31 protein-coding genes are annotated in these 25,709 nt (G+C 49.5%); 3 read left to right on the forward strand and 28 right to left on the reverse strand.

Features of this window, described 5'->3' with window-relative positions; genetic code table 11:
• The 3 genes from EV294_RS21365 to EV294_RS21375 all read right to left on the reverse strand — a co-directional run bounded on the left by EV294_RS21365 (nucleotide 1) and on the right by EV294_RS21375 (nucleotide 2,955).
• Nucleotides 1–1,731: a methyl-accepting chemotaxis protein gene (locus EV294_RS21365; protein ID WP_132310497.1), complete on the reverse strand. Its 1,731-nt coding sequence runs from the start codon at nucleotides 1,729–1,731 to the stop codon at nucleotides 1–3.
• 247 nt (nucleotides 1,732–1,978) lie between these two features.
• Nucleotides 1,979–2,728, reverse strand: coding sequence for a twin-arginine translocase subunit TatC (gene tatC / locus EV294_RS21370; protein WP_132310499.1), 750 nt, complete (start codon nucleotides 2,726–2,728; stop codon nucleotides 1,979–1,981).
• Nucleotides 2,725–2,955: a MerR family transcriptional regulator gene (locus tag EV294_RS21375; protein ID WP_132310501.1), complete on the reverse strand. Its 231-nt coding sequence runs from the start codon at nucleotides 2,953–2,955 to the stop codon at nucleotides 2,725–2,727. Before EV294_RS21375 ends, tatC begins: the two co-directional genes overlap by 4 nt.
• Nucleotides 2,956–3,339: 384 nt before the next feature.
• Between EV294_RS21375 and EV294_RS21380 the strand changes: the two genes are divergently transcribed.
• From EV294_RS21380 to EV294_RS21390, 3 genes are read left to right on the forward strand one after another with little or no spacing between them, the layout of a single operon-like run.
• Nucleotides 3,340–4,944, forward strand: a complete 1,605-nt coding sequence (locus EV294_RS21380; RefSeq protein WP_132310503.1) for a flavin monoamine oxidase family protein — start codon at nucleotides 3,340–3,342, stop codon at nucleotides 4,942–4,944.
• A 15-nt stretch (nucleotides 4,945–4,959) separates the two neighbouring features.
• On the forward strand, nucleotides 4,960–5,520 hold the full coding sequence (locus EV294_RS21385; RefSeq protein WP_347813057.1) for a RidA family protein: 561 nt from the start codon (nucleotides 4,960–4,962) through the stop codon (nucleotides 5,518–5,520).
• 48 nt (nucleotides 5,521–5,568) lie between these two features.
• Nucleotides 5,569–5,754: a twin-arginine translocase TatA/TatE family subunit gene (locus EV294_RS21390; protein WP_132310505.1), complete on the forward strand. Its 186-nt coding sequence runs from the start codon at nucleotides 5,569–5,571 to the stop codon at nucleotides 5,752–5,754.
• 161 nt (nucleotides 5,755–5,915) lie between these two features.
• Here the strand turns inward: EV294_RS21390 and xylB are convergent, their stop codons facing one another.
• The 25 genes from xylB to EV294_RS21505 all read right to left on the reverse strand — a co-directional run bounded on the left by xylB (nucleotide 5,916) and on the right by EV294_RS21505 (nucleotide 25,419).
• The gene (xylB, locus tag EV294_RS21395) at nucleotides 5,916–7,412 is read right to left on the reverse strand and encodes a xylulokinase (protein ID WP_132310507.1); all 1,497 of its coding nucleotides are present in this window, start codon (nucleotides 7,410–7,412) and stop codon (nucleotides 5,916–5,918) included.
• A gap of 38 nt (nucleotides 7,413–7,450) precedes the next feature.
• Nucleotides 7,451–8,764: a xylose isomerase gene (gene xylA / locus EV294_RS21400; protein ID WP_132310509.1), complete on the reverse strand. Its 1,314-nt coding sequence runs from the start codon at nucleotides 8,762–8,764 to the stop codon at nucleotides 7,451–7,453.
• Nucleotides 8,765–8,988: 224 nt separating this feature from the next.
• Entirely contained in the window at nucleotides 8,989–9,201 is a 213-nt protein-coding gene (locus EV294_RS21405; protein ID WP_132310511.1) for a helix-turn-helix domain-containing protein, read from the reverse strand.
• 245 nt (nucleotides 9,202–9,446) lie between these two features.
• Complete coding sequence (locus tag EV294_RS21410) at nucleotides 9,447–10,232, reverse strand: glycoside hydrolase family 25 protein (protein WP_132310513.1); 786 nt, start codon at nucleotides 10,230–10,232, stop codon at nucleotides 9,447–9,449.
• Nucleotides 10,222–10,461, reverse strand: a complete 240-nt coding sequence (locus EV294_RS21415; RefSeq protein ID WP_132310515.1) for a hypothetical protein — start codon at nucleotides 10,459–10,461, stop codon at nucleotides 10,222–10,224. The genes EV294_RS21410 and EV294_RS21415 overlap by 11 nt, the downstream gene beginning before the upstream one ends.
• On the reverse strand, nucleotides 10,461–10,754 hold the full coding sequence (locus EV294_RS21420) for a hypothetical protein (protein ID WP_132310517.1): 294 nt from the start codon (nucleotides 10,752–10,754) through the stop codon (nucleotides 10,461–10,463). Before EV294_RS21420 ends, EV294_RS21415 begins: the two co-directional genes overlap by 1 nt.
• 65 nt (nucleotides 10,755–10,819) lie before the next feature.
• Complete coding sequence (locus EV294_RS30395) at nucleotides 10,820–10,996, reverse strand: hypothetical protein (protein ID WP_165930768.1); 177 nt, start codon at nucleotides 10,994–10,996, stop codon at nucleotides 10,820–10,822.
• Nucleotides 10,997–11,236: 240 nt separating this feature from the next.
• Nucleotides 11,237–12,361: a hypothetical protein gene (locus tag EV294_RS21425; protein ID WP_132310519.1), complete on the reverse strand. Its 1,125-nt coding sequence runs from the start codon at nucleotides 12,359–12,361 to the stop codon at nucleotides 11,237–11,239.
• 14 nt (nucleotides 12,362–12,375) lie between these two features.
• On the reverse strand, nucleotides 12,376–13,560 hold the full coding sequence (locus EV294_RS21430; protein ID WP_132310521.1) for a phage tail protein: 1,185 nt from the start codon (nucleotides 13,558–13,560) through the stop codon (nucleotides 12,376–12,378).
• Nucleotides 13,557–14,180: a YmfQ family protein gene (locus EV294_RS21435; protein ID WP_132310523.1), complete on the reverse strand. Its 624-nt coding sequence runs from the start codon at nucleotides 14,178–14,180 to the stop codon at nucleotides 13,557–13,559. The genes EV294_RS21430 and EV294_RS21435 overlap by 4 nt, the downstream gene beginning before the upstream one ends.
• Nucleotides 14,181–14,184: 4 nt before the next feature.
• Complete coding sequence (locus tag EV294_RS21440) at nucleotides 14,185–14,601, reverse strand: tail fiber protein (RefSeq protein WP_132310525.1); 417 nt, start codon at nucleotides 14,599–14,601, stop codon at nucleotides 14,185–14,187.
• Nucleotides 14,601–15,623 carry a DUF2793 domain-containing protein gene (locus EV294_RS21445; protein WP_132310527.1) on the reverse strand — a complete coding sequence of 341 codons (1,023 nt, stop codon included), beginning with the start codon at nucleotides 15,621–15,623 and terminating at the stop codon, nucleotides 14,601–14,603. The genes EV294_RS21440 and EV294_RS21445 overlap by 1 nt, the downstream gene beginning before the upstream one ends.
• A 4-nt stretch (nucleotides 15,624–15,627) precedes the next feature.
• Nucleotides 15,628–16,023, reverse strand: coding sequence for a phosphoglucomutase (locus EV294_RS21450; protein WP_132310529.1), 396 nt, complete (start codon nucleotides 16,021–16,023; stop codon nucleotides 15,628–15,630).
• Nucleotides 16,024–16,025: 2 nt separating this feature from the next.
• On the reverse strand, nucleotides 16,026–17,087 hold the full coding sequence (locus tag EV294_RS21455; protein ID WP_132310531.1) for a baseplate J/gp47 family protein: 1,062 nt from the start codon (nucleotides 17,085–17,087) through the stop codon (nucleotides 16,026–16,028).
• Nucleotides 17,088–17,465, reverse strand: coding sequence for a DUF2634 domain-containing protein (locus tag EV294_RS21460; protein WP_132310533.1), 378 nt, complete (start codon nucleotides 17,463–17,465; stop codon nucleotides 17,088–17,090).
• Nucleotides 17,462–17,716, reverse strand: a complete 255-nt coding sequence (locus EV294_RS21465) for a DUF2577 family protein (RefSeq protein ID WP_132310535.1) — start codon at nucleotides 17,714–17,716, stop codon at nucleotides 17,462–17,464. Before EV294_RS21465 ends, EV294_RS21460 begins: the two co-directional genes overlap by 4 nt.
• A complete protein-coding gene (locus tag EV294_RS21470) occupies nucleotides 17,713–18,687 on the reverse strand; it encodes an XkdQ/YqbQ family protein (RefSeq protein ID WP_243711746.1) in 975 nt (324 codons plus the stop codon). The genes EV294_RS21465 and EV294_RS21470 overlap by 4 nt, the downstream gene beginning before the upstream one ends.
• A gap of 5 nt (nucleotides 18,688–18,692) precedes the next feature.
• A complete protein-coding gene (locus EV294_RS21475) occupies nucleotides 18,693–19,481 on the reverse strand; it encodes a LysM peptidoglycan-binding domain-containing protein (RefSeq protein ID WP_132310539.1) in 789 nt (262 codons plus the stop codon).
• A gap of 62 nt (nucleotides 19,482–19,543) precedes the next feature.
• Nucleotides 19,544–21,424 carry a tape measure protein gene (locus EV294_RS21480; protein ID WP_132310541.1) on the reverse strand — a complete coding sequence of 627 codons (1,881 nt, stop codon included), beginning with the start codon at nucleotides 21,422–21,424 and terminating at the stop codon, nucleotides 19,544–19,546.
• 197 nt (nucleotides 21,425–21,621) lie between these two features.
• A complete protein-coding gene (locus EV294_RS21485; RefSeq protein WP_132310543.1) occupies nucleotides 21,622–22,029 on the reverse strand; it encodes a phage tail assembly chaperone in 408 nt (135 codons plus the stop codon).
• A 35-nt stretch (nucleotides 22,030–22,064) separates the two neighbouring features.
• Nucleotides 22,065–22,532 carry a phage tail tube protein gene (locus EV294_RS21490; RefSeq protein WP_132310545.1) on the reverse strand — a complete coding sequence of 156 codons (468 nt, stop codon included), beginning with the start codon at nucleotides 22,530–22,532 and terminating at the stop codon, nucleotides 22,065–22,067.
• Nucleotides 22,533–22,545: 13 nt separating this feature from the next.
• A complete protein-coding gene (locus EV294_RS21495; protein WP_132310547.1) occupies nucleotides 22,546–23,862 on the reverse strand; it encodes a phage tail sheath family protein in 1,317 nt (438 codons plus the stop codon).
• Between the two features lie 3 nt (nucleotides 23,863–23,865).
• The gene (locus EV294_RS30400; protein ID WP_165930769.1) at nucleotides 23,866–24,042 is read right to left on the reverse strand and encodes a hypothetical protein; all 177 of its coding nucleotides are present in this window, start codon (nucleotides 24,040–24,042) and stop codon (nucleotides 23,866–23,868) included.
• Nucleotides 24,039–24,464 carry a phage tail terminator family protein gene (locus EV294_RS21500; protein ID WP_165930770.1) on the reverse strand — a complete coding sequence of 142 codons (426 nt, stop codon included), beginning with the start codon at nucleotides 24,462–24,464 and terminating at the stop codon, nucleotides 24,039–24,041. The genes EV294_RS30400 and EV294_RS21500 overlap by 4 nt, the downstream gene beginning before the upstream one ends.
• A 331-nt stretch (nucleotides 24,465–24,795) precedes the next feature.
• Complete coding sequence (locus EV294_RS21505) at nucleotides 24,796–25,419, reverse strand: ECF-type sigma factor (RefSeq protein WP_132310551.1); 624 nt, start codon at nucleotides 25,417–25,419, stop codon at nucleotides 24,796–24,798.
• Between the last annotated feature and the right edge of the window lie 290 nt (nucleotides 25,420–25,709).

Raw genomic sequence — 25,709 nt, forward strand, 5'->3', positions numbered from 1 at the left:
TTAGAAACGGAACTTCATAACCAGATCGTTCAGATCCTGAGCGATCTCCGTCAGACCGCCTGCGGCAGAAGCAATCTCTTCGGCCGAGGCGGTTTGTTTGTCCGCGCTTTGCGCGACAGTCCTGGCAATAGCATAGGTACGGCGAGCGATTTCGGTCAGCTGATCGATGGAGGCCGAAACCTCCTCCGAACTGGCGGCAAGCTGCTCGGCAGCAGCTGCAACCTCTTCGATCTTGCCGGATACATCGCCTGCCGCGGCCGTAATTTGACGGAAGGAGCGGCCCGCTGCTTGTACTTTTTCGAGCCCCTTTAACGTCTCGTCCCGGCTCGCATTCATTTTTTTAACGGTTAAGACCGTATCCTCTTTAATCAAGCTTATAGCACCGGCAATATCGGAGACGGAGGCCGCCGTCTGTACCGACAGCTTGCGAACCTCTTCCGCCACAACCGCAAACCCCTTCCCCGCGTCGCCGGCCCTCGAGGCTTCAATAGCGGCATTAAGCGCGAGCAGATTGGTCTGCTTGGATATGGAGCCGATAAAATCGGTAATCCTGCCAATGCTGCTCATACGATTCTCGAGCAGCGCGACATGCTCGGACGCCGAACGGACCGTGTCATCGATGTCCGCCATCGTCCGGACGGCTTCCCCAATCGTCTCAACCCCTTCCTTCGCCTGCCGCTCCGCATTTGCCGAGAGCTCGGCCGCGATAGAGCTGCTTTCCGCAATCCGCTGCGTTCCATGCGCCATCTCTTCGGTTGAACGGGAAATTTCCTCGAAGCCGTGGAGCTGCTCCTGGGAGCCCGATGCCGCCTCCCGGAACATGGCTGAAGCCTGCTCGACCGTGCCGGCATTATGCTCGGATACCGCAAGCATCTCCTCCGATGACGCGGAGATGCTGGTTGCGGCCGTCCGTACGCTTTGCATCGTCGTCCGCAGAGAGTCGACCATCCCTTGCAGCGCCTGTACCATAACCCCTATTTCATCGCGGTTTCTTACCTTCGGAATAACAACCGAAAGCGAACCCGCAGCCACTTCGGCAATTACATCCGAGGAACGCTTGATCGGAAGGGAGATCGTCCTGCGCACGTAATAGAGCAGAACGAGAACCAGAATAAGAGCTGCGCCTAGACTGCCGGTAATCGCCATAACCGCTTGGCGGTTGATTTTCTCACTCGATTTCTCGGCCGCCTTCGCTCCTTCCTCGTTAATCCGTATGAGCGTATTTATGTAAGACTGCATCGTGCTGAAGGACTGCTCCGAGGCCAGGAGGGAATCGCGTATCTGCTTATCATCCTCCAGATTGGAGTAACGGATGACATTCCGGTATAACGCCAGATAGGCCTTCCACTCCCCTTCCAGGTTGCGGGACAGATTCATGTCATCGCCCGATTTCGGAAGCTCCATAAATTCCTGCAGCTTCTTCTGCAGGATAACGATCGTATACTCTCCGTCCTCCTCCAGCAGCTTGCGCTTCAACGGATTGCTTTCCCACGCCATCTTGTATTGGATGGTAAGCATATGCTCGTTCAAATAATTGATTTCGTTAATGGCCTTGATATTTGCCAGCCATACCTGCGAGATCTCCCGGGCGTTGCTTGTCAGCTTGTCCATCCGATTAAAGCTGAGCGCTCCGTTCGCCGCCAAAATAATGACGATCGCCAGGAAGGATAGCGTCAGCCTTTGACTCACCGAAATTCTCCATTTCCATCCGTTTGCGAATGATTGCGGCATATAAAACCCTCCTCTGGACTCTGCCCACTATGATGTTAGTATATCTTACATGCAAATAACAACCAAATGGATAGGTATGCGGGAAATCCGTCATTTTGACGTATTTGCTCGCTTTCTGTCTGCGGCAGATCACTTAGCGGATAAAATGCAAAAGCTTTTAATCTTTTCTGAAACAAGGTGAAACGGGGCCGGAAGAACACAAAAACAGCCCTAGCCTTAATAGGCCAGGGCTTGTTAATTGTATGCTTTACGCTCCGGAAACCTCCGCAAGGGCTACTTTCCTTTTGCCGTATACGATCCGCGACAGCAGAACGCTGATTTCGTAAAGGACCACAAGCGGAACAAAAACGAGCAGGTGGGAAATCAGTTCAGGCGGGGAGATTAGGCTGGCCACGATAACAAGCACCAGGTAAGCGTATCTCCTCATTTTATGGAGAGCCTTTGGCGTCAGAATCCCGATCTTCGTCAGAAACATGACGATAACCGGCAGCTCAAACGCAATAGCAAGCGGCAGTACGATATTGAACATAAATCCGAAATATTGCGCAACCCCGTACGTTTCTACAAGCTCCATGCTCTTTGTTATTTTGGAAGTAAAAGAGAAGCTCATCGGGAAGACCACAAAGTAACCAAAGGCCAGCCCGGTAAAGAAGCAGATCACGCTGTAAGGCACGTACCGCAGCGCGGCGGTCCGCTCCCCGGGATGAAGCCCCTGCTTCACGAAGCCCCACAGCTGGTACAAAATAAAAGGCAGCGATACGGCCAAAGCAATCGCCAGCGCAACCGACATATACATGCGGATGCCGTCCCAAGGCGAAAATACGTTCCATGTCATTTCCGAGCCCGGCGGCACGCTTTTCAGATAACGCAGCACCTTCGGCGATAGGTACAACCCGCCTCCCAGCGACAGAAGCACCACGATAAGACTCTTCCAGATCCGCCTGCGCAGCTCCGTAAGATGTCCGAGCAGCGTCATCGTCTCCTCGATTCTAATCATTCGCTGCACAACCTTCCGGGTTTTCTCAGCTCAAAGGTATGGAACCCGTCCCTCAGCTTGTCGTTAATCTCCTTCAAGCGGTCGACATCCTGAAAGGAATATTTGCGCGCGCCCCCTTTGGTCCTCACCGGGAAGACCAGCTGCTTCTCTTCGTAATACCGAATTTGTCTTTCCGTCAAACCAGTTAAGTCGCTAACGATTCCAATACTCATCACTTTGTCCTTCATCGTCAAACGCCTCCCTAACGGATATGTTACCTTTTCTAACACTATCTCTTTGATTCGAAATGTTATCAGCGGTCTGTTTCTTCGTCAATGGGACCGATAGCCCTGGTCAGCTTATCCGAATCCGATGATTATAAACGAACAAAACGAACACCATTTATGTTCAAACGCTTATAAAGCTTGCGTTTTTATGAGATACGGAGTTTCACCCCATACCTCTAAATGGTTATAATTACCTATTGAATGATGGTTGATTAATTATTTTTATCTTCTTAATAAAATTTATTTATGTTAGACTTCCTCACAAAATATTGGCGAAGGCTTGAAGGACCATGCTACATTTCTTTCCGAGACGAGCAAATCGATCAAGCGAAGGAGTTGACGGGCATGGAAACGAAAGAGACACCAAACGAGCTGTCGCGCAGACAATTTCTGACAACGGTCGGCAAGATCGGCGGAGCCGCCGCGGTGTTTAGCGTAATGGGGACGATGGGGTTATTTACGCCGGAAACGCTGAAAGCAGCGGAGTATGAGCCTCCATCCAGCTGGGATTTGAAGGGTACAAACCGTTCGGGCAAAAAAATCGTTATCCTCGGCGCTGGCGTCGCCGGCCTGACGGCAGCTTATGAGCTGGGAAAAGCCGGCTATAACTGTACGATTCTCGAAGCCCGCGCCCGTTCCGGCGGCCGGAACTGGTCGGTGCGCCGCGGCACGACGGTAACCGAGCTTGGGGGACAAAAGCAGGTTGCGCGGTTTGATGACGGCATGTATCTGAATGCGGGTCCGATGCGTATTCCGCAGTTCCACGTCACGATGGATTACTGCCGCGAGTTCGGCATCGCGATGGAGCCGTTCAATAACGTCAACGAAAGTGCTTACTATTACAATGAGAACGTTGGCGCTTTGTCCGGCACCCGCGTCCGAAAGCGGGCGGCCAAAGCCGATGTCAGAGGTTACGTGAACGAGCTGCTCGCCAAATCCATTAATCAGCCCGGGCTGGACCTTCCGGTTACGGCGGAGGAAAAGGACAAAATCGTCGCTTACCTCCGCTCCGAGGGCAACCTTGACGCCGATCTTTTCTACAAGGGCTCTTCCCGCGGCGGCTATAAGGATGAACCGGGCTCGAGGCTTGATGCCGGCGTCATCCGCGATCCTTTTGATATGAAGGCAATCATTAACTCCGGCTTCGGCAACTTCTTCGCAAGCGAATACAGCTATGATCAGCAAATGATGATGTTCCATCCCGTCGGCGGTATCGATGCGATTCCGCTAGCTTTCGAGAAACGGCTGGGCAACCGGATCAAATTCCATTCGGAAGTGACCGAATTCAAGCATGTCGGAGATAAGGTGCAGGTTACCTACACCGACCTCTTGAACGGCGAAATGAAACAGATCGAAGGCGATTTCCTCATTTGCACGATTCCTTTGTCCGTGCTCAAGAACATTAAGCATGACTTGTCGCCTGACATGACGAAGGCAATCAACAATACGAAGTATGCCAACGCGGGTAAAATCGGCCTGCAATTCAAACGGCGCTTCTGGGAGGAAGACGACCAAATCTACGGCGGCAATACGCTAACGAATATGGATATTTCGTCGATCTATTATCCGCCAACGAATTATTTTGCCAAAAAGGGTCTCCTGCTCGGCTATTACGCCCAAGGGTCCAACGCGGATAAGATTGGCGCGTTGTCCTTCAAAGAACGCGAAGCGCATGCGCTTGAACAAGGAGCCAAAATTCACCCGCAATACTATAACGAGTTCGAATCTTCGTTCTCCGTGAACTGGAAAACGATCAAATACAACGAAGGCAGCTGGGTCTCCTACTCGGAGGACGACCGCAAGACCAACTATCCGGTGCTCTGCAAGCCTGACCGCCGCGTCTATCTGGCCGGCGAGCATATCAGCTACATTACGGCCTGGATGGCAGGCGGCATTGAATCCGCGCGTTCGGTTGTCACCGACATCCATGAGCGCGTCATGAAGGAATAGCCAAAGGAGGGGTCAATGATGAAGATGACAGGAAAAATGAAGGTAATCGCCGGAGCGGTTATAATCTCCTGCCTCGCCGCAACGGCTAGCGTATACGCGGCGGTTACGCCTAATAAATACCCGCTCGCCCCGATTCACGAGCCGGAATTCTATGGCAACCCGTCTTCGGCAATCTCCAGCGCGGTGGCGATGCCGGCGATCACGGCCACCTTCGAAACGAGCGGCACGGTACCTTCCGTCGTGAACAAAGAAGGCAAGACGGTGTACGAACGGTACGGCGATACCGAAAAACAAGGCCTCAGCGTTCTCAAAAATATCGAAGCCCTGCTGAAAGAGCAAGGCCTCTCGATGAAGGACGTCACGTATCTGCGCGTATACATTGCGCCAGATGCCGCAAAAGGAGGCAAGTTCGATTTCGACGGATGGAACAAAGCCTACGCCAAATACTTCAACACCAAAGAAAACCCCGTAAAAACAGCCCGTTCCACCGTTGGCGTCGCAAGCCTTGTCAATTCGGATTGGCTGATCGAGATCGAAGCGGTTGCCGCTTACCCAAGCAATCATAGACAGGACTAATTCCGATTAGAGTGAACCTTTAACAACAAACAGAATGGAGATGATCGTATGCTTCAAAACGTTGGTTTCCCGGGTCTCATGATGATTCTTGTTGTCGTATTAATCATATTCGGCCCTTCCAAGCTGCCTGAGCTAGGCCGTGCCGTAGGCCGTACGCTGCATGAGTTCAAAACGTCGGCAAAGGAGCTTGTCTCCGATACGAAGGAAGAAGTCGTATCCGAAAGCAAGTCGTAGCAGTAAATAGGCCGTACCCCTCTGTGGGTACGGCCTATTTACTGTTCTAGCCCGCAACACTGCGTCGGCCAAGCGCCTCTAACCCGGCTGCAGAAAAAAAGAACCGTTCCTCCCGGCTAACCGGAAGAAACGGTATCAACTCGCGTTATTGGGTGCGGTGATTAACCGCGGTAAGCGACAAGCGCTTCGTTCATGCCGCGCGTTTGCGCGTAAACTTGCTGGTAGATACGGAACAGTCCTTTATACGTCTCAACCGCTTCAGGCTGAGGCTCGTACGAAGCCGCATGCTTCACGAATTGCTCCGCGCATGCTTCTAGGCTGTCGAACCAGCCGCAGCCGTAAGCTGCGAGCATTGCCGCGCCAAGGCCTGGGCCTTGTTCATTCTCAAGCGCCACTACCGTCGCGTTGAAAATATCCGCCTGCATTTGCAGCCATACCGGATTTTGCGCGCCGCCGCCGATGGAAACAACCTTATCAACCGTTTTGCCAACGCTGCGGAACATATCGACGGACTCGTTAAGCGAGAACGTGATTCCTTCCATCACCGCCCGGGCGAAATGAATGCGCTCATGCGAGCCGTCTACGCCGATAAAGCTGGCACGGATAGCCGGATCGGCATGCGGCGTGCGTTCGCCAACGAGGTAAGGCGTAAAGAGCAATCCGCCTGCACCCGGTTGCACTTCCCCTACACCCTGCAGCATTTCGTCAAACGATTCGTTCGGAGCAAAGGTTTTCTTGAACCAGCTTAGGCTGTAGCCTGCAGCAAGGGTTACGCCCATCGCATAGAAGGAGTTCTCTTTGCCGTGGTTGAAGAAATGGACTTTGCCTTGGAAGTCTTTGTTCTTGTCATTCTCGTACGCGAGAATAACGCCCGATGTACCGATACTCGACAGCGTGAGGCCTTCGGACAGAATGCCGGCTCCAATGGCGCCGCAAGCATTGTCGGCTCCGCCGGCAAATACTTTCGTCGATGGCTGAAGGCCGGTACGTTCCGCAATTTCGGGAAGCAGCGTGCCTACGAGACCGTGCGATTCTACCAGAGGCGGGCAGAAGCTTGCTGGCAATTCAAATGCAGACAGCACGTCGCTGCTCCATTCTTTTGCCGCAACATCCAGAAGCAAAGTACCCGCAGCATCGGAATAATCCATGTGCAGCTCGCCTGTCAGAGCATAACGAACATAATCTTTCGGCAGCACAAACAGCTTCGCTTGCTCGAAGGCTTGCGGCTCATATTGGCGAACCCACAGAATCTTCGGCAGCGTGAAGCCTTCAAGCGCCGGGTTGCGAGTAATGCCAAGCAGCTTGTCGCCAAGCGTACGCTCGATCTCGCGGCATTGCTCCGTGGTACGCGTATCGTTCCACAGGATGGCGTTGCGTACAGGCTTGTTGTCAGCATCAAGCAGCACGAGGCCATGCATCTGACCAGAGAAGCTGATGCCTTCGATTTGATCGGGAGCAATGCCATTAGATGAAGCAAGTTCATTTAAGGCTTCGATTGTTGCTTGAACCCAATCCTCCGGCTTTTGCTCGCTCCAGCCGGAATGCTCGTGGAACAGCGGATAGCTGCGGGATGCTTCCGCAGCTACCGTTCCGTTCTTGTCAACGAGCAATGCCTTCACGGCACTAGTGCCTAAATCTATACCAACTACATAACTCATTGACATAATCCTCCCATTGCCTAAGTTATCTTCGGCGATTAAACGCTGAAAATAACTTCGCTGAGCATCAGTCTCATGCGCTCTTGCTTGCCCGATTTGTTAACGATCGGGTTGTTTTGCAAAGCGTAAGCTTCAAGGGATGCCAGGGATGCTTTACCAGCAACAACTTCAGCGCCGATGCCGGATTTGAAGCTGCTGTAACGGTCTTCAACGATTTGATCGAAGATTTTTTCTTCGATCAGCTTCGCAGCTGCTTTCAGACCCCAAGCGAAGGAATCCATACCGGCAATGTGAGCCAGGAAGAGATCCTGATCCTCGAACGAGCCACGGCGCACTTTCGCGTCGAAGTTAACGCCGCCGCGAGTCAGACCGCCGGCTTTCAGAACTTCGAACATCGTCAGCGTAGTCGAGTACAGGTCAGTTGGGAATTCGTCGGTATCCCAGCCGAGCAGCAGGTCGCCTTGGTTAGCGTCAAGAGAGCCCAGCATGCCGTTAATAGCAGCTGTACGGATTTCATGCTCGAAAGTATGGCCCGCAAGCGTTGCATGGTTAGCTTCGAGGTTCAGCTTGAAGTAGTCTTTCAGGCCGTATTTTTGCAGGAATGCGATTGTTGTTGCAGCATCGAAATCGTATTGGTGTTTAGTAGGCTCTTTTGGCTTAGGCTCGATCAGGAATTGAGCGTCGAAGCCGATTTCTTTCGCATAAGCGATAGCCATGTGGTACAGACGGGCAAGGTTGTCAAGCTCGAATCCCATGTCCGTGTTCAGAAGGTTCTCGTAACCTTCGCGGCCGCCCCAGAATACATAGTTTTCCGCGCCCAGCTCTTTACCGACTTCAAGGCCTTTTTTCAGCTGCGCGCCAGCGTATGCGTATACGTCAGCGTTGCAAGTTGTGCCAGCGCCGTGTACGTAACGCGGGTTCGAGAACATATTTACCGTATTCCAAAGCAATTTCTTGCCGGATTGTTGTTGATGGTCTTTCAGCATAGCGACGATAACGTCGAGGTTTTTGTTCGTTTCTTGCAGCGTAGCACCTTCAGGAGCGATATCCACGTCATGGAATGCGTAGAACGGCGCGCCGATTTTGTCCAGGAATTCGAAGTTAGCTTCCACGCGGGCTTTCGAACGGTCAAGACCGTCAAATTTGTCCCAGCCGCGGATCATCGTTGCGTTACCGAACGGATCCGTACCGTTAGCGTTGAAAGTGTGCCAGTAAGCAACCGCAAAGCGAAGATGCTCTTCCATGGTTTTGCCCAGAACCACTTGTTTAGGATCGTAGTGTTTGAATGCCAGCGGATTGTCGGAGCCTTTGCCTTCGAATTGGATCTTGCCGATGTTAGCGAAATACGTCATGAGATGAATATCCTCCTTTAAAATGTACGAGTATAAGTTCAATCTTCTCGTTAGCTAAGTGTGTTTTGAAAACGCTCACCAATAATATAGCACGGGTAACTTAGTTTGTCTATTAAACAAACTAAGATTCATCAAAATATTTTTTTTCATTTTTTTCAGGAGTAATATTCCCGTTTGTTCGCTTCATTACACTGAAGTAACGGGGAAATAAAAAACTGCCAATGCTAATCCGGCAGCTTACCGATATAAATCAGATCGATTGTAGGCACACGATAAAGCGTACATAATTTCATGGCAATGCTGCATGGAATCATGCGGCTGTCTTTTTCGTATTTCAATAACAAATCATCCGATACACCGATTCGTGCAGCAACGTCACTGACCTCCAATTGTTTCGCCAAGCGAATTTCTTTAAATGTAAAAATCACTCGAATCACACTACCCTCCTGATAATAGCTGATCCTCATATTTGAAGATGCCAATTCCGAAACAACCGTTACGATTCACCCTATATAGATAGTCTATATAATAAGAACATGTGTTCCTATTATATACCAAACATACGTTCCTATTGCAAGTTGAAAATAATTTGGAAATAGGGTTCGGAGTATTAAAAATCACCTAAAAACAAGCAAAAAAGAGCTCAAACACTTTTTCTCTGTGTTTGAGCTCCTTTTAATGCCTACTGTTCTTTTTGCCCTGACGCTTTACGCAGTTCGTTGGCTAGCCGATGCAGTTCTTCACGTGCTTCCGGATCCTGCGTTGCCTTATAAGCAGCGGATAAAAACGGAATGATTTTGTTCGCATCAGCAGGTTTGAGGATGTATTCTTTTTCCCTCATACACTCAGGAAGTTGAACATGCTTATCGAAAAAATCATGCTCCATGGCATTAATATCTACATTTCCAGTTATCCCTTTTACACTCCCGCTAGAAGTATACTGGAATACGGACCATTTTTCCCATGTGCCGTTCGCTATTGGTGTTTCTACGCCATAATGAGCAATCCATAGAGGAAATGATGCGACCTGCTTGTTCAAGAAAATTTTCGCGAAACTTGCCCCTGTGTAGATCATCGTTGGGTGTCCGGTAATACGTTCCACCTCTTGGAGCCAGGTTAAACACCAATCGGATAATTGAACTCCGCCAACTGTAGACGCCTTGCCTTCAACGTCCAAGACATGCGGGAACTGGGCTGCAAAACCTTTTATCGCATTCGCAAACTGAGCAGCCTCTACCAATGGATCGTTATTCTCCGGATGAGCATAATGATAAAAGCCAATTGCAAGTCCTACTGTCGCAGCTTCCTTTGCGTTCACTTCGAGCTTATCATCGAGGATCGTTCTGCCTTCCGTTGCTTTTATGAATGCCCCCTTTACACCATCCGATTTTACTGCTGTCCAGTTTATTGAACCTTGATGGTGAGAGACGTCAATGATCTTAACATTACTGGCTGATTTAGCTTGCATCCTTGCCACTATCCTTCGTTTTGACGTAACTGTATGCACCCGATGCGGTTAGCCCGATTACGGCAATGTTAATAATAGTATCTCGTACCGTTGAAGGAACGAGGACGAAAATAGCTGCTACACCAATAGCAATGGCCGAGCTATGTTTAGCCGGGACACCGTAACCCTTAACGACACCAACAAAAGCCGCCACAAGGGCGGCTAGGGTGAGAATATCCTGTTGTTCCATTAGTGCTCTGCCTCCAATCGATCGAGCCGTTTGTGAGCCTGTTTGGACGACTCCTCAACTCTCGTAACCCGTTCTGCCAAAATATCGAACCGCTGCCCTTGTATCCGCTGTTCAACGCGCATATCATCGACTCCACGTTTGATATACTCAACGTCCGTACGCAAGGTCGCATCCCTGCCGGCTTCGGCTGCCGTATCACTTCGTATGGATCGCGACCGTCCCAACCAGCCTAAAATAATTCCGCTGAGACCAGTACAAACCCCAATTACAACCGTAATTGAGCTCCAATTCATCTAATCACCTGCTTTCTTTTCAAAAATAAAAGGCCCCACTTATACAGCGGAGCTGATCTAACTCATTAAATTTGCTTAAGCGTTATACCGCAATCCGTTTTGTCTTGGTAATCTGAATCCCCCATAAGAGTAGTCAGATCGCGAATTTGGAGACGGGTAACGCCGCCAAATTCAATTGGGGGCATTTTCCAAACTGTCTTCTTATCGCCATTGATTTCTACATATTTTGAATCTTCGTTCATTTGTCAGTCTCCTTTATGAAGTTATGCAACCTCACCCAACCTACGCTAGCCTTATATGAAGTTAGTGTTCCTCAGACCGGAGCGCCGGCTTCCTTCAGATTCCGCCTCGCGGCGGACACCCTTGCCTTTGAGCTATGGCTACTACTGCCTTCACCATTCAGGACTTGAACCCTAAAGATAGCGCCCATGCTGGGCATATAATGAGGTCAGGATCGATATGCCCCTGACCATCTCGATAGATTAGGACAAATAAGTACTGATAGGCAAATAAAGATATTGGCCACTTGTTCCGATTGTACCGTCAGTAGCATATACGGCGCCGGACGTGCCTGTGCCGGTGTTTGGTGATTTGAGGCCAGCCGCGCCGCCTGTTACCAAAGAAGTGTTATACAAGTCTTTATCCGTAAACGATAGAATAAGACCACCACCACCACCGCCACCGCCGCCACCGCGTGGGTTGTTGGCGCTTCCTCCTGCGTATTGTGCCGGTGCGTTGCCGCCTGCTCCGCCTGTTACATCAAGGTTTAACGTGCTGGAAACGCTTGGGCACACAAGCAGGATGGCGCCGCCTGCTCCACCGCCGCCTGCTCCGGCCGTACCTTCGTATAATCCCGCCCCGCTGTTTTGGTGATAGCTGTCACCTTGTCCGCCGCCGCCACCAATTCCGAACATGGTACCACCGGCTCCGCCTGGTCCGCCTGCTCCTGTGTATGTTCCGGCATAGGCGCCCGAACTCCCACCCGAACCGCCGCCTGCTTGCAGGGAAAGCGACGCATAGCCGCCTTGCTTTAGTTGGTAAATAACATTATTTTGCAAGTAGTCCCAAAGGTCATTAAGCTTTGTGGCGATTCCATATTGGAAGGCTACGCCGCCGCTATAAGGACCAATTACGTTGCCGCCCGGCGGCGATACCGGCAATTTAGAAATGCCCATGCTAAATGGCGTCAAATGCGGAATACCTGTTCCCGGCATTTTATATGAGTTTGCCGCCACGTCACTGCCATAACTTATGTTAGACGCAATCCCGGCGCCACCACCGGCGCCTCTCGCTCTGATTGTTCCACTTCCTGTTATGGTGTTGGCAATTACGGTAATGGTTCCGCCAGCGTCCCCGCCATTCCCGCCTTGCCCCCAACTTGGAGTTGACGATACCAGGCCGCCGCCGCCGCCGGTCCCTGCGTTGGATACCTCGATAATGCCATTTAAGGCAAGTGTGCCTTTAACAAAAATGATAGTGTTATTAGGTACTGTTAACGATATGCCTGCGTTTACTGTAATGTTTTGATACTCATAAACACCAGCGGCCAACGTTGTATTTGTTGAAATCGTGGCCGTTGTGCGGCCGGACCCGTAATTGATAGCCATTGTTTAACCACTCCTTAATTTAGTTTAGTTACCGTCATAGCAAGGCCATTGCCGGTACTTGCCGAACTGGATGACGCTTTTATGTGATAATAGTCCCCCGGTGAAGCGTAGTCCACTACTGCCGTTGTTGCGCCTGATGTCGCATTAGTTGTCCCAAGCGCGAACCAAGCGCCGTTTTTGTATATGCTATACGTCACGTAAGAACCCAAGTCAGGTCGCACGGCAATGAGTTGGACACCTTCGGACGGATAAAACAGGCCGTTAGCATCGTCAATAAATCCATTAGAGAACGAATCACTATACGGGTATGTTGTTACCCAGCCACCAACATCAATGGACGTGCTGTTTAATGCAAGGTTGGACACCTTGGCCGACAAGATTTTGTCCATTCTGTTGGACGAAGCCTTGGCCATTGCCTCAACGTTACTAACCGCCCGGTCCACATATTCCGTTGTTGCCAATTGCTTCGAATTAGTCCCGATCACCGCTGTAGGTGCTGTCGGCGTACCGGTTAAGGCCGGTGATGCAAGCGGTGCCCGAGTAGTATCCGTCGGGTGAACATGGTCGGCGCGGGCGTACTTTACTGACGAGCCAGCGGCCGCTGTGCCATTCATAGCAGGAGCAGTTGATCCTGCTTGACCAAGTACAAATGCAGTTGTCGCAAGTTGAGATGAACTTGTATCTACTACCGCAGTAGGCGCCGTAGGCGTCCCCGTCAAAGCCGGGCTAGCCAAAGGCGCAGCATCCGTGATCCCATATCCGCTAAGCGTTGTCGGATTCGTTCCCGCGGTCACCCGGCCTTTTCCATCAACAGTCACGCTTTTGTATGTTCCCGCAACTACCCCGCTATCCGCAAGTTTTGCTGATGTAACGGCCCCGTCGGCAAGCTGAGCTGCCGTCACGGTACTGTTCGCCATCTTGGCTCCGGTTACGGCATTCGCGGCAAGCTTAGCAGTTGTAACCGCCGAATCCGCCAACTTGGCGGTTGTAATTTCTCCATCCGAGATCGTGGTGTCCAGGTTTGACATTGCCGTATGGATTTCCTTAATTGCCCCGGCAATATTTTTTGCCGTTGTTGGCACGGTGGACATAGCGCCAATTGTTGTATCAAGCGTATCTGCGTTTGTATTAAAATTCTCAATATCTACAACATCTGTCCCTTCAGGCTTCATCAGCCCGAGATTGCTTGTCGTTTTCATTGCGCTCCTCCTTCATATACTTTTAGTTCCGACCAAGTTTTTGCATGGGCATTTCCCCACGATAAGGCCGCCAGGTTATCCCAAACGGTATAAATGTACTTGAATCTATAAGCCAGATGAGCTGGCTTAATATCTTCAAGCATTTGAATAAAGCCCGGCATGTTTGGCGGAATCCCCTTGGATCCGACGAATACAATTTCAAACAGGTATTGCTCCGGATACACATTTACCACGACTTCACCGCCCGAAAAAGCCGCCGCCGTGTCGATAATCATCTGCTTCGTTGTTGTCCCGGAACCGTATAACTTGGCCTTCAACTGCTCCCTTCGCCGCTCATACGACTGAACGCGATTCGCTGCGATACCTAGTTCGCTTTCCCAGCGCGTTAATCCCCAGGTAGCCGTATTAATAAAACTCTGGTCCAGCAGATCGATACTTTTCTCAGCAAGATCCGAGATTTCATAACCTGCAGCTTCTTGAAGCTCTTTCATTTCCGTTATTTCCCTGTAATAGGAAGGTAGATAGGCTAATAAATCAATACTTTTAGAATTGCTATTGCCGCCCTCCCCCTCCTCCGCTCCGTATGCCAGCACCCCGTAGACCTCAATACCGTATGCCAAAAGCTCACACCCCCTTAAGTTGATTCCAGGTTACTCTTGGGCTTAATTTCCCACTGGCCAAATCGTAAGCCGATTTCACCGCGCTTGCGGTAGCTGCTTGCACCGTGCTGGTACTCGTAACCGTACTATTAAGCTGCACGATACCTGCCGCGGAAACAGAAGCTGACGCCTTATTGCTAATGCCGGACCATGGCACGTTGTCTGCAGCAACAGCAGCGTCTACTTTGCCGTCATTATCCGTATCGTAGATGGACTTCAGCATGTCGCCGGCTGTTTGGGCAGCAACAAGCACGACATTCCCCCCGCTGGTTCCGATGTAGAGCTTTTGGCTATCCGTACAATAACCAAGTTCTCCTTCGGCCAGCAGACCGATGTTGATCTCGAGTCCCCGGCGGATCTGTATTAATGCTTTCCTGGCCATCAGAATGTCCCGCCGTCTACGGTCCCTACTGTGAGCCTGTTGCCATTGGCAGCATCGTAGATAATAGCAGCGGCGTCAATATTAACGGCCACACCGCTTGAGCCAACCGTGATACCATTACCTGCTACGACGGAAATAGCGTCTGCCGCAACAGCAATGCCGTTACCCGCTCCCACGTTTAAAGTCACGCTGTCCGCTTGTCCTCCGCCCGTCAAGCCATTGCCAGCCCCAACCGTTTGTAGCGCACCGCCAGTGCGTACCCACGCCGATCCGTTCCAGGAGTAAATCTTCTGCTCATCGTCGACATAGCAGGTCCAACCAACAGCTGGCGGATAATACGTCCAAGTTGACGATTGCCATTCCGCAATTTGATTCGTCTTGCCGGACCAGACGCCTGTTGCGCTGCCGGGGATAATATAACGGTCGCCATCTGCCGGGGTTGCCGGAGGAGCCGTCGTTGTCCGATTTTTAACGGAGGCTTGCGGCTCGATATTTCGTTTTGCCAATTCAATTTCATTTCTGATCTTTTGCGCTGACCACAAATCCGTTACCGTTGAACCGGAATCGTTAATTTGCCTGTGTAGACTCGCGTCATTGAGATGTCCTCTTAATTCAGCAGCCGTTAAAGTATTCGTTCCATCCGACACCTTATTAATGCGACCGCTGGAGATATCCGCTTTTAACACTTTGCCATAGCTTGATCCGTCAACAATATCGTCCAAGGAACCGGATAATTCTGTTATTTTCCGCGCGTTGACCGCTTGCCAGGCTGTGCCGCTGTCAAAGTACATATATCCGGCGTTGGTTCCGATCGTCACATAATAGAGACGGCCCAAAACGGAAGCCGTTGGCCTGGCAGACTCAGTCCCTGACATTGCCCGTCCGATAAGCGTATTCGCGCTGCCGTCTCCGATAAAAATTTCTTTCGTATCCGTGCAAAAGCCCATTTCGCCTGATACAAGCGGCCCGTGAGCATCCAGTTGGGCTTTCGTCCCTCTTTTTAACTGAATCGTTTGCGCCATTCCATCACTCTCCTATAAAAGATCCCCCGTCAACAATTCCGCTGGTTTTGTAATCTTCGATTTCTTTTTGCGTAGCGGTAAGACTTGCTTGCAAGCCGTTAATATCGTCCGCCTCAACGACATCGCCCGGCGTCTCGTAGGTTACGTAAACCTCATCCGTATTCGAAAAGATTTTCACTTGACGCCTCCAGGGCGTATCCTGGGGAATCGAGATAATGACGTCTTTAACCAATGAGCCCGTGTATTTCGTTCCTGTATAGACGCTTATCGTATTTTCCAGGATGTTATCGTGCGCCAGAAAGCCGATATACGAGCCGTTTGTCATCTTTACTGCTTCTTCAATTACATAATGGCTACCATCCGATTTGGCATTTAGCTTGGGCGCAAAATGATAGGGCATACTTACACCTCCAAGTCCACCGTTCCAAGTATGGCTACTTGATCAGGGGATATCGGGATGTTGGATGTGCCCCCGTTAATCTGCAGGAAGGAGTAATCGTTAACCCCCTCAATGTCCAAAAGCAATGCACCGATTCGAACGTATTTAGGCGAAGGATCATCAGCAAATGCGAGTCCTTTGAGATAAGCAGCGACTGCAGCTTCAATATTTCTCTGAACATCCGCCAAGGACGCCGAACCGTTCAGAAGCAGCTTAGCCGTAAGATTTACGGCCACTCCTTCGGCAGGGGATACGGTTACGATTGCTCCAATCGGAGCTACCTCTTGTCCCATCCCCGGCAACGGACTAATGAAATTTTGCACCTCCTCGGTCAAGGCAGTGGATGCCGGACGCATCTCACTGTCTAAGATGGTCACTTTTACCGTGCCCGGCCCATCCCATAAAGGCTTCACATACGCTGCTCCGACACCGGACACGGATAATGCCCAATTTTTATAATCGGATACATTTCCGCTGGTTCCCGGTTTTTGTACCTTCGCTAAAAATCGTTTTCTTAACGAATCATCCGTCTCATCATCCTCACCCGGAATCAGAACCTCTGACAAAATCGCTCTCCCCAGTCCGTTAATATAATCCATGGGGAGCATCTGTCCGTAGTTGGCATTGCCCGTGCTTCCAGCTGTCTCGGATTGCAGCTTATAATTGCCGGTCGAGATCTTCTCGATCGCTTTGTAATACAAGCCATCCAAAGAATAACGGCTGCCAATCGGAACATCCATCAGTACATTTTCACTGTTGTAAAATAAACCAAGCCGCTCGGCTTTAGATGCCTGCTGGCGCTCGATTCCGAAATCCGCCGTTCGCCTCGCCAGATACTCCCCGGTCGAGGTATTTCCGAATACCAAATTTAAATTTATATCCAGATCGGCATAGATTTGTGCCAATTCGGCTGCTGCCGGAGCGAGGGCGTCGTAAATAATACTCCCTTCGCGCTTGTCTATGGAGCCGGGTACCCGATCTAGCATACGCTGCAAGATCGCTTCGAAGGTTTGCGTTTCGTACAATTAGAATCCTCCTTTCTCAATGGATACGGAGCCGTAAATCGTTAGAGCCGTAAAACGAACAGCAGCTTCGTCTCCGCTTCCCGTTATTTCGAAATCCTGAACGGCGCTTATGCGCTCATCCTGCAACAGAGCCTCACGAATGCAGCGCTCATAATCGTTGCGGAATATTCCGCTTTTCTCGCTTCCGTAACTTCCGGAATAAATAAAATGGGCGAACCGTTCGGTATTCAGTATTTTATAAATCGCCTGCTTTACGGCATCCTGCCCATCAACAATCCCGGTGATCCTGCCCCGCTCTTGATTCAGATGATAGGTTCGACTGGTTTGTAACACTTCTTCCGACGCGGTATCCAGAACCGCTCCTTTAGGCAAGATCAATCCATCAACCTCCCTATAGCGACAAACTTTTCACCGCCGGCCTCTCGCAGCAGAATCAGCTTCGCGCCAGGTTCCAGACTGGTGCCGATGTGTTCCGGTATAATTAAAAAATCCGCCGTAAAGGTGAGCCGTTGATCAACGTTCACTTCCAGCGGATTTGTATTCGTAACCGACCCATACATGACGGCAACCGGCTGTATAGAGCTTAAATACTCTTTCACGATTTTTTTTACTTGGTCGTTAATACTCATGTCCCGTACACCTTTAGATCCAGGCTCATCGTATGCTCGTCCCCTTTCATTTGATGGGTGCATTCTTCAACGAGAAAATATTGATTAATCCCCTGTTCCTTAATCGTGATTTGCAGCTTCACGCCGGCACGCATACCGATGTAACCAAGGGCATCCAGTTTGAAGGATTTCTGCTCGCGGCCTTTAAGCTCCATCACGCATTCCAGCATCGCATTGATCTGGGCTTTATTAAGCCCGTCATCGACCTTCTGATAGTACTGCAGCCGCCCCCACTTGCCGATCTTGGAACTATCCTCAAGAATATAGGCCTCGCGCTTCCCCGTTTCTTGATTATCCTTCACCATTTTCACCCGGTTAAAGGTATCGGAATCAATGTCGCGCTTCAACGAATAGCCGTATACGAGACTATCATCACCGAGAATGAGATCGAGAGTCATATCCTCGATATCTTTGAGCATTAAATGACCGTCATCATCGTACAAAACATAAATGCGCCCCTTAGCGATCAGCGTCTCGTCAAGGGCTTTATAAATCATATCCAGCCTTTTTTGCCCATCCTGCGAAAATGTCTTTATGGGATGAATCGTATCCGCGATATCTCCGATTGAAAGACCGACATCCAGCGCGTTGTCCTTTAAGACTTGGGTAGCCGTAACGTTCGTCTTCACGTACGTATCCGTCTCGAGCAAATACCGGAGCTGGTCATAAGCCGTTACTTTTAATTCCCGGTCCTCGGAGTCCTCCAGGACAAACACATATCCATAAAAAAGGACCGTATCGTTCATTCGCAGCCTAACGACATCGCCGCAATTAATCTCATAATGCGATTCCTGGTAGGACGGGTTACGAATGATCGTAAATTGCAGCGTGCCTGCTTTGCCGGTTCGTTTTGTACTCCAGCTCCAATCGGGTACCAGCTTGGAAAGATCCCAAAGCGTTCCATTGCGGTTGTCGACGATAAGCTCAAACATGGGCATCAGCTCCTATTCGGCAATTTGAGCACTTTACCGACCGGCAGCCGTTTCAGTTCCGCATCCGTAATTCCGTTAAGCTTTTGAATGTCCCTCCACCGCGCACTGTTCCCCAGTTGCATTCCGGCTACTTTTATAAGCGTATCGCCCGGTTTTAAGGTGTACGTCTTGAGAGGCACCCGATCATCCGGTCTTGACGACGAATCCTTGAGAAGCTTCGTTTTACCGTCGGCTGTCGTTACGGCTTTGACTTTTTGCGGGTAATGAAAGACGTATTCCTTGAGCTTAAGCGAATAGAAAATATCTCCCGGGGAACCGGCCTCTTCCCAACGCTCGAAGGATTCGATTGACATCGGCAGACTGATTTTGGCCGAATCATCCTGGGAGTTGCTGCCCACATAAATAAACCGGACAGGGTAACCGCTGTGCATCCATCTGTTAATATCGTTCACATAGGCGTTAGGATCCGGAACTTTCGTTTTCCAATCGACGCCGCGCAGCACTTCAAGAATCATATTCCTTGATTTTGTTCGGTCCTGAACGTGATCATACCTTTTCCAATGATAAATACTTTGATTAAAGGGATAGTTGTGTCCGGGGAAAAAGCTCTTGAAGCTTATTTCCGCAAGCCCCGGCTTCTCAATCGTGCTGATAGGACCGGTACCGACAATATTGTAATCCTTGCCTGATCCATCGCGCTTAATGTTGATTTCGTCCGGCAGAACCGGAAACTCCCATCCCTCCTCACCGTTGTTCCAGCCGATCATCATCGTGAACGAACTTGTCTCGGCCATCCTCACACCACCTTTTTATTAAGGCGCTCTTTATTAAGAGCGCCTCGCCTGTTCATAACATATTAACCGTAAGCACCCTGCGCGGAAGACTGAATCTCCTGCTCCATCGTGCTGCCGATCCTTCGGATGACCTCGTCCACGTCAACGTCCTTCGATATCGGCCCAGTCGTCACTTGCACCGTCGGCGTCAGCGTCACAAAGTTCTGAATCGCATTCATTTCCGCAAGGTTCCGCATCATTTCAATATCCTCGCTCGAGATGTCGACCGTATTATTGATTTTGCCGACTTCCCCAACTTCTCCTACCTTGGGAATAGTTCCGGCGCCGGTACCGGCGCCGATTCCTGGCACGGATCCAGTTACGGTTCCTGGTGGGTTGGAGTAAGTACCGCTTACCAAATTGCCGTAATCCCCTGTTCCCAGTGGGTTGGTATTTTTTTCTTTTTCCTTCTTCGAACGTACCTCTTCACGTTCAGCCATCGCGTCTTTCACTTGCTGTTCACGCTTAGCAGCTTGATCTGCAGCTTTTGCGAAAGCATCCTTTTTCTGATCTGCCGCAAATGACTGAATGTCTTTGGTGAGATTCTCCATACTGAAGTGACCTTGAATTTCAAAGGACGAGCCCGTGACTTTATTTACAATTTGCAAAACATGATTAATACCATCAATGATTCCATTTATTACGCTGTCATAAATAAAGCCGATTTTTTCAGCAAGCCAGACGTAGGGAGCTAGCATAGCTTCAACCATACCCCAGAAGAATCCAGGGATTTGGTCGAAGAAATTAAGAATGACGTTCCAGGCACGCATTAATGCCGCGGCGAACTGATCATTCGTTTGCCAAAGTTTAATAAGCCATACGATTAGACCAATTACGAGCGAAATGATTAAAACATAGATGTTTGCTTTCATCGTAGCATTTAAGATTAACTGCACTATGTTTACCATTTGGGTTATTAACCACAGACTCCCCATGGCGGCTACCAATCCCCATAATATTGGTTCTATAATCGGCATATTCTCGCTAATGAAACCAACTACATTAGATACGGCCGTTAACAGCTGTCCTGCCAGCTGAGCTGCAAATGCAATAGCCGATCCAAAACCTTGGACAAACTGCTCCCCTGCAGGGCTGTTAATTAACTCGCTTACTTGCTGAATTACTGGACCAAAAGACTGTAAAGCCGTATTCCGCATTTGTGTAACGTAGTCTCCAAAGGACATTGGCATTTCAGCGAAACTCGAATTAATATCGCCCGAAGCCGCAAACATAGCGTTTTTAATTATGTCTGCAGTAAGGGCTCCTTTATCAGCCATGGTCTGCAGTTCACTCTCTGATTTACCAGTGAATTGAGAGATAGCGCTTGCGATCATTGGGGCATTTTCTAGGATGGATTGGAATCCGTCACCTTCCAGCTTTCCTTCCGACATGGCACCGGCAAGCTCATCCATTCCTGTCTTCTGATCTTCCATGCCGGTTCCGCCAAGCCGGAACGATTTCTGCATAAGATCCGCAAATGCAATCCCCTCATCGTTGCTTTTAAAAGCGTCCGCAGCACTAAGCTTGCCAACTATGGCTAGCATGTCGGAATAACTTCCTCTAGACCGCTCTGCAGCTGCAAAGATTTTATCCTGCAGTTGTTCACTCGTCTGTAAATTGTCATTAATAGCATTGATCCGGGTAATCGAATTCATATAATCGTCACTCAGCTTCATACCATTCTGTAAGCTTTCGAGCGACACATATTTATCAATTACACTCTTAATCCCTTTATCCAACAACCCCACAATGCCTTGTCCCTGCTCTACTGCACCATTTACTTTCTCTTGTTGGGCGGCAGCTTTCTGAAAGGATTGCTCTAATGTACTGAATTGATTAATAATGCTAGCAAGCGGTCCCGATATTTCATCCGCCAAGCGCAGTGCAACCCTTAGCTTAGACAAAACTTTCACCTCCTTTCCAAAATAACGTAACGATTACCTTTTCCTCGCAGCTTCCTTCTCTTTCTTAATCCGAATATCGATGGATGCCATTATGAAGGCCTTTTCCTCCCGGGGTAATTGAACAAATTGTCCCGGGAGAATATACAGCTGATGGAGGGCGTAGTGGGCGTAATTGGCTTCGCCGTCCCCCTCCATGATTAGTTTTTTGCTTCGTCAATCAATTCGTTCATCCCGACGTCAAAGCCGCTGAGCTCCTGAATCTTGCTCACGATGGTGGACATTTCGCCGGCCAGCAGCACTTTTTGCACGTATTCATCCGGCGTGCGGCAGCCAAGCTTTTGAATGCTTGCCGCGTCTTTGAAATCCGGCACAATCGTGTGGTTAATAACCGCGCGCAGATTGAATTTCTGCGCGTCGAACTCTACTTTGCGGCCTTTGCGGATCTCGGTCGCGCTTTTGCGGATTTCCTCGAACTCTTGGCTCGTCATCGCCTTAATCGTAAATTTAAGCGGCAGTCCATCGGCATCCTTGAAACGCGGGGAAACGATGATTTCCTCCGTCAGATTGTCAACAGGATGGTTATTAAGAAATTCTTGCAGATTCATTGAGATCTACCTCCGTATTTGAAATAAGGCGCCTGTTAGGCGCCCGTAATCGTATTGAATTGATCGAGCAAATCATAACCGTTAAAGGTAAACGGCATTTCCTCGTCGAGCATATCGTCGCTGGTTGCGTCAAATTTCGTTGCAATGATGCTGTCCAGATTACAGCCCTTAAGCACAACCGATTGTTTACCCGAAGCGGATCCCGGCTGCTCGTTTGTAATATGAAGATCGAACCAAAAATCCTGACCGGTCTGAATATAGGACCACATCAGCTGTCTGAATACGGAAGTGACATAATAAACCGTCAGAGTACCGCTGCCTTTCCAGCCTGCGGAACGTTGCGGCGTATTGGTTCGGCCTAGAACCGGTACATCCACTTTATTTTTTTCAATCGTTGCTTCAATCGATTTTGCGTAAAACAACTCTTCCACACGGCCGTTAATTGTCGCAGTCGCCGTTGCTTGTTTGCCGCTAATGGCATCAGATTCCATCATAAAAGGCATTTACGTCATCTCCTTAGTTTACGGTTACCGTAATGTAAATTTTTTCAACACTGTCTACCGGTTGGACATTCAAGTCAATGCCGACAGCATCCGTCTCCAACCCGGCGTACACAGAGATATCATTTTGGGCGTCAAAATTTTGCACCGCCCCAATTCCCTGAAGCATGCTGATGTTGTTTATGCATTCCGACTTAAGCAAGTTGCGTCCAGCGGCATTATTCGAAACTTTACCAAGATAGTAATCGGAGAAAATCCGGACAAAGTCATTATTAATGCCATCCAAAACACGGATTACGCGATTTTTGCTGAAAGCTTTCGTTTTCTCCGCCGTAAAGCTTGTGAAGCTGTTAATGTCCTGCTCGACTACCGCTTTGCCATTGCTCGCCGTAAATACAAACTCACCGTTTTGCAGCGCCGCATTGATCTGACTGTTGGTATAACGCGGCGAGACATCTACCGCATCGTCATACACGCTATAAGTAAGAGACTGGTTTACATCGGCTGCCGCCGTTGCGCCGGCTACCCATGCTGTCGCCTGCGCCGCAGTGAGAACCGTGCCATCACCGAGTACTACACCGTTCTTCACGCTGATTACACCTTCGTAATCAGCAGCCGGATAGTTTTCGACAACCGCCTGTACCTTCTTGCCCTCGTCATCGCGAAGTCTCTTCACAAAGGAGGTATAGACATTTTTGAGCGTATTGTCCGTTCCAACATAGGCAGCCGTGTTGAAATCAAGCAGCTCCAGCGCAGCTAAAAAGCCCAAATGATCCGCGTTGGTAACCGCTCCGTCCGTACCGCCCGCAAGTGGCGCGCCAGCGCTTGACGTCAGTCCGCCGGCCCCCGTCCAGTCAATCCAATCATTTGCCTTTAATTCGGAAATCGTCGTTACCGTTTGCTGGTCGGCTTGGGCCTTATCGACAAACGTTTTTACATCGTACTTCGCCGAATCATCGATGTTATTCTCGATAACAATCGTCAGGTCATTACCCCGGATACCGCCGTATTTCGCCGTAGCTGTCAATTGCCCGATTGTAACGGATGCTTTTTCCCCCGTATTCAACCGATAAAGTAGCAGCGTCTTCGCGCGTTTCAAAACCTCCCGAACAGGCAGCATGGAGCCGGCGTTCAACTCATAGCCGAGCTTAACCAGCGAATCCTCTCCCGCCTCGAAAGTCATCATCTTCTGCGGTGCTCCCCACGAGAGTGGGAGCGCCATCGCTGCAATCCCTCTGCTTCCCAGAGTACCTACCGCTTGTCCTTTACCGCCTACGTTCACATAAACACCTGGCCGAACCTTGTTTTGCATCGTAAATGTTCCACCTGCCATCTTTTACTTCGCCTCCTGTTTTAGGTACTGCTCAATTTGCTTTACTGCCTCGTCAACCGTGTAATACTTCCCTTCCTCTAATAGCGCTTTAAGAAAATCCCTTTGCAACGGCGTAAAACAACCTGCTTTCAAGATTTGCGCCTTAAAGTAAATCGGTTGCTGCTTCACTGTTTTGGTCATGGCTTTATACCTCCTGTTTGGTGCAATTGCATCATCCTTGGATGAATTGGTGTCTCCTTTGTAACCGTACAACCGTAATCGACACTAAAATGAAGTGCCCCATCTACAATTTGGTGCCTCATATTCGCGCCGTTTAATTGGTAGCCCTCTACCGTAACTACCTGCAAACCTGACGTTAGCTGCTCCGCTGCATCGTACAGATCCTCATTTCCGTCCGTACCGGAATACAGAATGAGAAACGGATAATCCCGATGATAACGATTGCCAGGCTCAAGCCGATGGGTTGACTCCAGCAATTTCACGTAAAAACACGGCGGTTCGAGAATCTGTTTAATGTCATCGCCAGAGACCGGTGTTTGCGGAAATGCGTTGATTAGGGTTTGAATCACGGCATGTCTTACATCGTTAATCGATATCTGCACGGCATCACCTCAAATCTTTTAAGAATTCATTCGTTGACGTTACCTTTTGTTTTTGAACTTGAATTGGACAACAAAAAAAGCCTTGCGCCCTCGCAAAGCTTCACCCGATCGTCCCTTTTCATTTTTCTCCAAAACAACTGGTTAGCGCATACTGCATCATCCTCTCTATTCATCGCCCGATAATGTTAACTGTGCGCAGCCTGTCATTCAAAGTAAAAGCCGCCCCTCGGGGGCGGCTGGCTACTGCTTAACATTTCGTTTGATACTATCATATTAGCATGGGTTGACTTGCCCAAACAGTACATTCAAGGGGACAACCTTAGGGACAACTTTAAGCGGAAAGGATAATATACTGCTCAATCGCCTGTTTTCTCCATCGTTTATACGTCCGTTCAACAATGCCCAGAAGGCTGATCGTTTCTTCTACCGACTCACCTTCCACATACCTTAAGCGAAGAAGCCTGGATAAATTCGGTTTGTAACATTCCAGAGCCTGAAGGACTGTGTCAATCTGTTTAAGCTCTTCCTGCAGAACCTGCAGCTCGGTTATGCGATCAAGCACCGCGTCAAAATCATTTTTCGTATCGTCGTATCCTCTTGCCGCAATGACCTTCTTGATTTTTTCGCGCAGCTCCGCGAGCAGCTGCTCATCCTCTTCGTTGGCCGCTTCCCTTGGAATTTCGGCAAGCTGCCTCTTGAGTCCAGTTGCTTGTTTGGATAGATAAGCGTTTGCTGTTGCTTCCAGCTTTTGCTCGCGCTTTGATAAGTACGCGTAACTTGGCATTCCCCGCAAACGCTGATGCAAAGCCTGCAGCTTATCGTCCTGATTAAGCCTTCTTACCGTCAAACCAGCTCCAATCGAATAATGATCAAGCACCTGGATTCTGGCCTGAATTTGCTTGTATCGATTTAATTGATGAATAACTTCTTTTTCTTCGGCCGTTTTATCTTTCATCTATTATTTCTCCTTTGCTGAGCCTCATATATTATTTGATAAGATCCTTTCATATCTCGCAATTTTTGCTATACTATCAATAATCAGTTTTGCCTGAGGACTGTCTTGGCTCCTACCCCAAGGCAGCTCCCGTTTCTGTTTTGTCTACTTAAAGTAGACTGCTATCCAAAAAAAATTCGTTAATATTCCGATTAGCCATTTTCGGAAACTGTAATGCTTTCCGGACTGGCATTCATCCCTCCTCATTTGCCTAATATTGCTTCCATAATATTCTTCTTAAAGTAGATTGT

It is taken from the genome of Paenibacillus sp. BK033, assembly GCF_004345425.1.
GTDB lineage: Bacteria > Bacillota > Bacilli > Paenibacillales > Paenibacillaceae > Pristimantibacillus.

Coding starts and splice junctions, on each gene's coding strand:
- EV294_RS21470 (WP_243711746.1), bottom strand. CDS start 18,687: ATGTTTGAGCTTATCGTCGACAACCGCAATGGAACGCTTTGGGATCTT.
- EV294_RS21380 (WP_132310503.1), top strand. CDS start 3,340: ATGGAAACGAAAGAGACACCAAACGAGCTGTCGCGCAGACAATTTCTG.
- EV294_RS21450 (WP_132310529.1), bottom strand. CDS start 16,023: ATGCCCTATCATTTTGCGCCCAAGCTAAATGCCAAATCGGATGGTAGC.
- EV294_RS21410 (WP_132310513.1), bottom strand. CDS start 10,232: ATGCAAGCTAAATCAGCCAGTAATGTTAAGATCATTGACGTCTCTCAC.
- tatC (WP_132310499.1), bottom strand. CDS start 2,728: ATGATTAGAATCGAGGAGACGATGACGCTGCTCGGACATCTTACGGAG.
- EV294_RS21430 (WP_132310521.1), bottom strand. CDS start 13,560: ATGAAAACGACAAGCAATCTCGGGCTGATGAAGCCTGAAGGGACAGAT.
- EV294_RS21505 (WP_132310551.1), bottom strand. CDS start 25,419: ATGAAAGATAAAACGGCCGAAGAAAAAGAAGTTATTCATCAATTAAAT.
- EV294_RS21465 (WP_132310535.1), bottom strand. CDS start 17,716: ATGAGTATTAACGACCAAGTAAAAAAAATCGTGAAAGAGTATTTAAGC.
- EV294_RS21495 (WP_132310547.1), bottom strand. CDS start 23,862: ATGGCAGGTGGAACATTTACGATGCAAAACAAGGTTCGGCCAGGTGTT.
- xylA (WP_132310509.1), bottom strand. CDS start 8,764: ATGACGTATTTCGCTAACATCGGCAAGATCCAATTCGAAGGCAAAGGC.
- EV294_RS21365 (WP_132310497.1), bottom strand. CDS start 1,731: ATGCCGCAATCATTCGCAAACGGATGGAAATGGAGAATTTCGGTGAGT.
- xylB (WP_132310507.1), bottom strand. CDS start 7,412: ATGAGTTATGTAGTTGGTATAGATTTAGGCACTAGTGCCGTGAAGGCA.
- EV294_RS21490 (WP_132310545.1), bottom strand. CDS start 22,532: ATGCCTTTTATGATGGAATCTGATGCCATTAGCGGCAAACAAGCAACG.
- EV294_RS21390 (WP_132310505.1), top strand. CDS start 5,569: ATGCTTCAAAACGTTGGTTTCCCGGGTCTCATGATGATTCTTGTTGTC.
- EV294_RS21425 (WP_132310519.1), bottom strand. CDS start 12,361: ATGGCTATCAATTACGGGTCCGGCCGCACAACGGCCACGATTTCAACA.
- EV294_RS21375 (WP_132310501.1), bottom strand. CDS start 2,955: ATGAAGGACAAAGTGATGAGTATTGGAATCGTTAGCGACTTAACTGGT.
- EV294_RS21420 (WP_132310517.1), bottom strand. CDS start 10,754: ATGAATTGGAGCTCAATTACGGTTGTAATTGGGGTTTGTACTGGTCTC.
- EV294_RS21485 (WP_132310543.1), bottom strand. CDS start 22,029: ATGAATCTGCAAGAATTTCTTAATAACCATCCTGTTGACAATCTGACG.
- EV294_RS21385 (WP_347813057.1), top strand. CDS start 4,960: ATGATGAAGATGACAGGAAAAATGAAGGTAATCGCCGGAGCGGTTATA.
- EV294_RS21475 (WP_132310539.1), bottom strand. CDS start 19,481: ATGGCCGAGACAAGTTCGTTCACGATGATGATCGGCTGGAACAACGGT.
- EV294_RS21440 (WP_132310525.1), bottom strand. CDS start 14,601: ATGGCCAGGAAAGCATTAATACAGATCCGCCGGGGACTCGAGATCAAC.
- EV294_RS21415 (WP_132310515.1), bottom strand. CDS start 10,461: ATGGAACAACAGGATATTCTCACCCTAGCCGCCCTTGTGGCGGCTTTT.
- EV294_RS30395 (WP_165930768.1), bottom strand. CDS start 10,996: ATGAACGAAGATTCAAAATATGTAGAAATCAATGGCGATAAGAAGACA.
- EV294_RS21445 (WP_132310527.1), bottom strand. CDS start 15,623: ATGGCGCAAACGATTCAGTTAAAAAGAGGGACGAAAGCCCAACTGGAT.
- EV294_RS30400 (WP_165930769.1), bottom strand. CDS start 24,042: ATGACCAAAACAGTGAAGCAGCAACCGATTTACTTTAAGGCGCAAATC.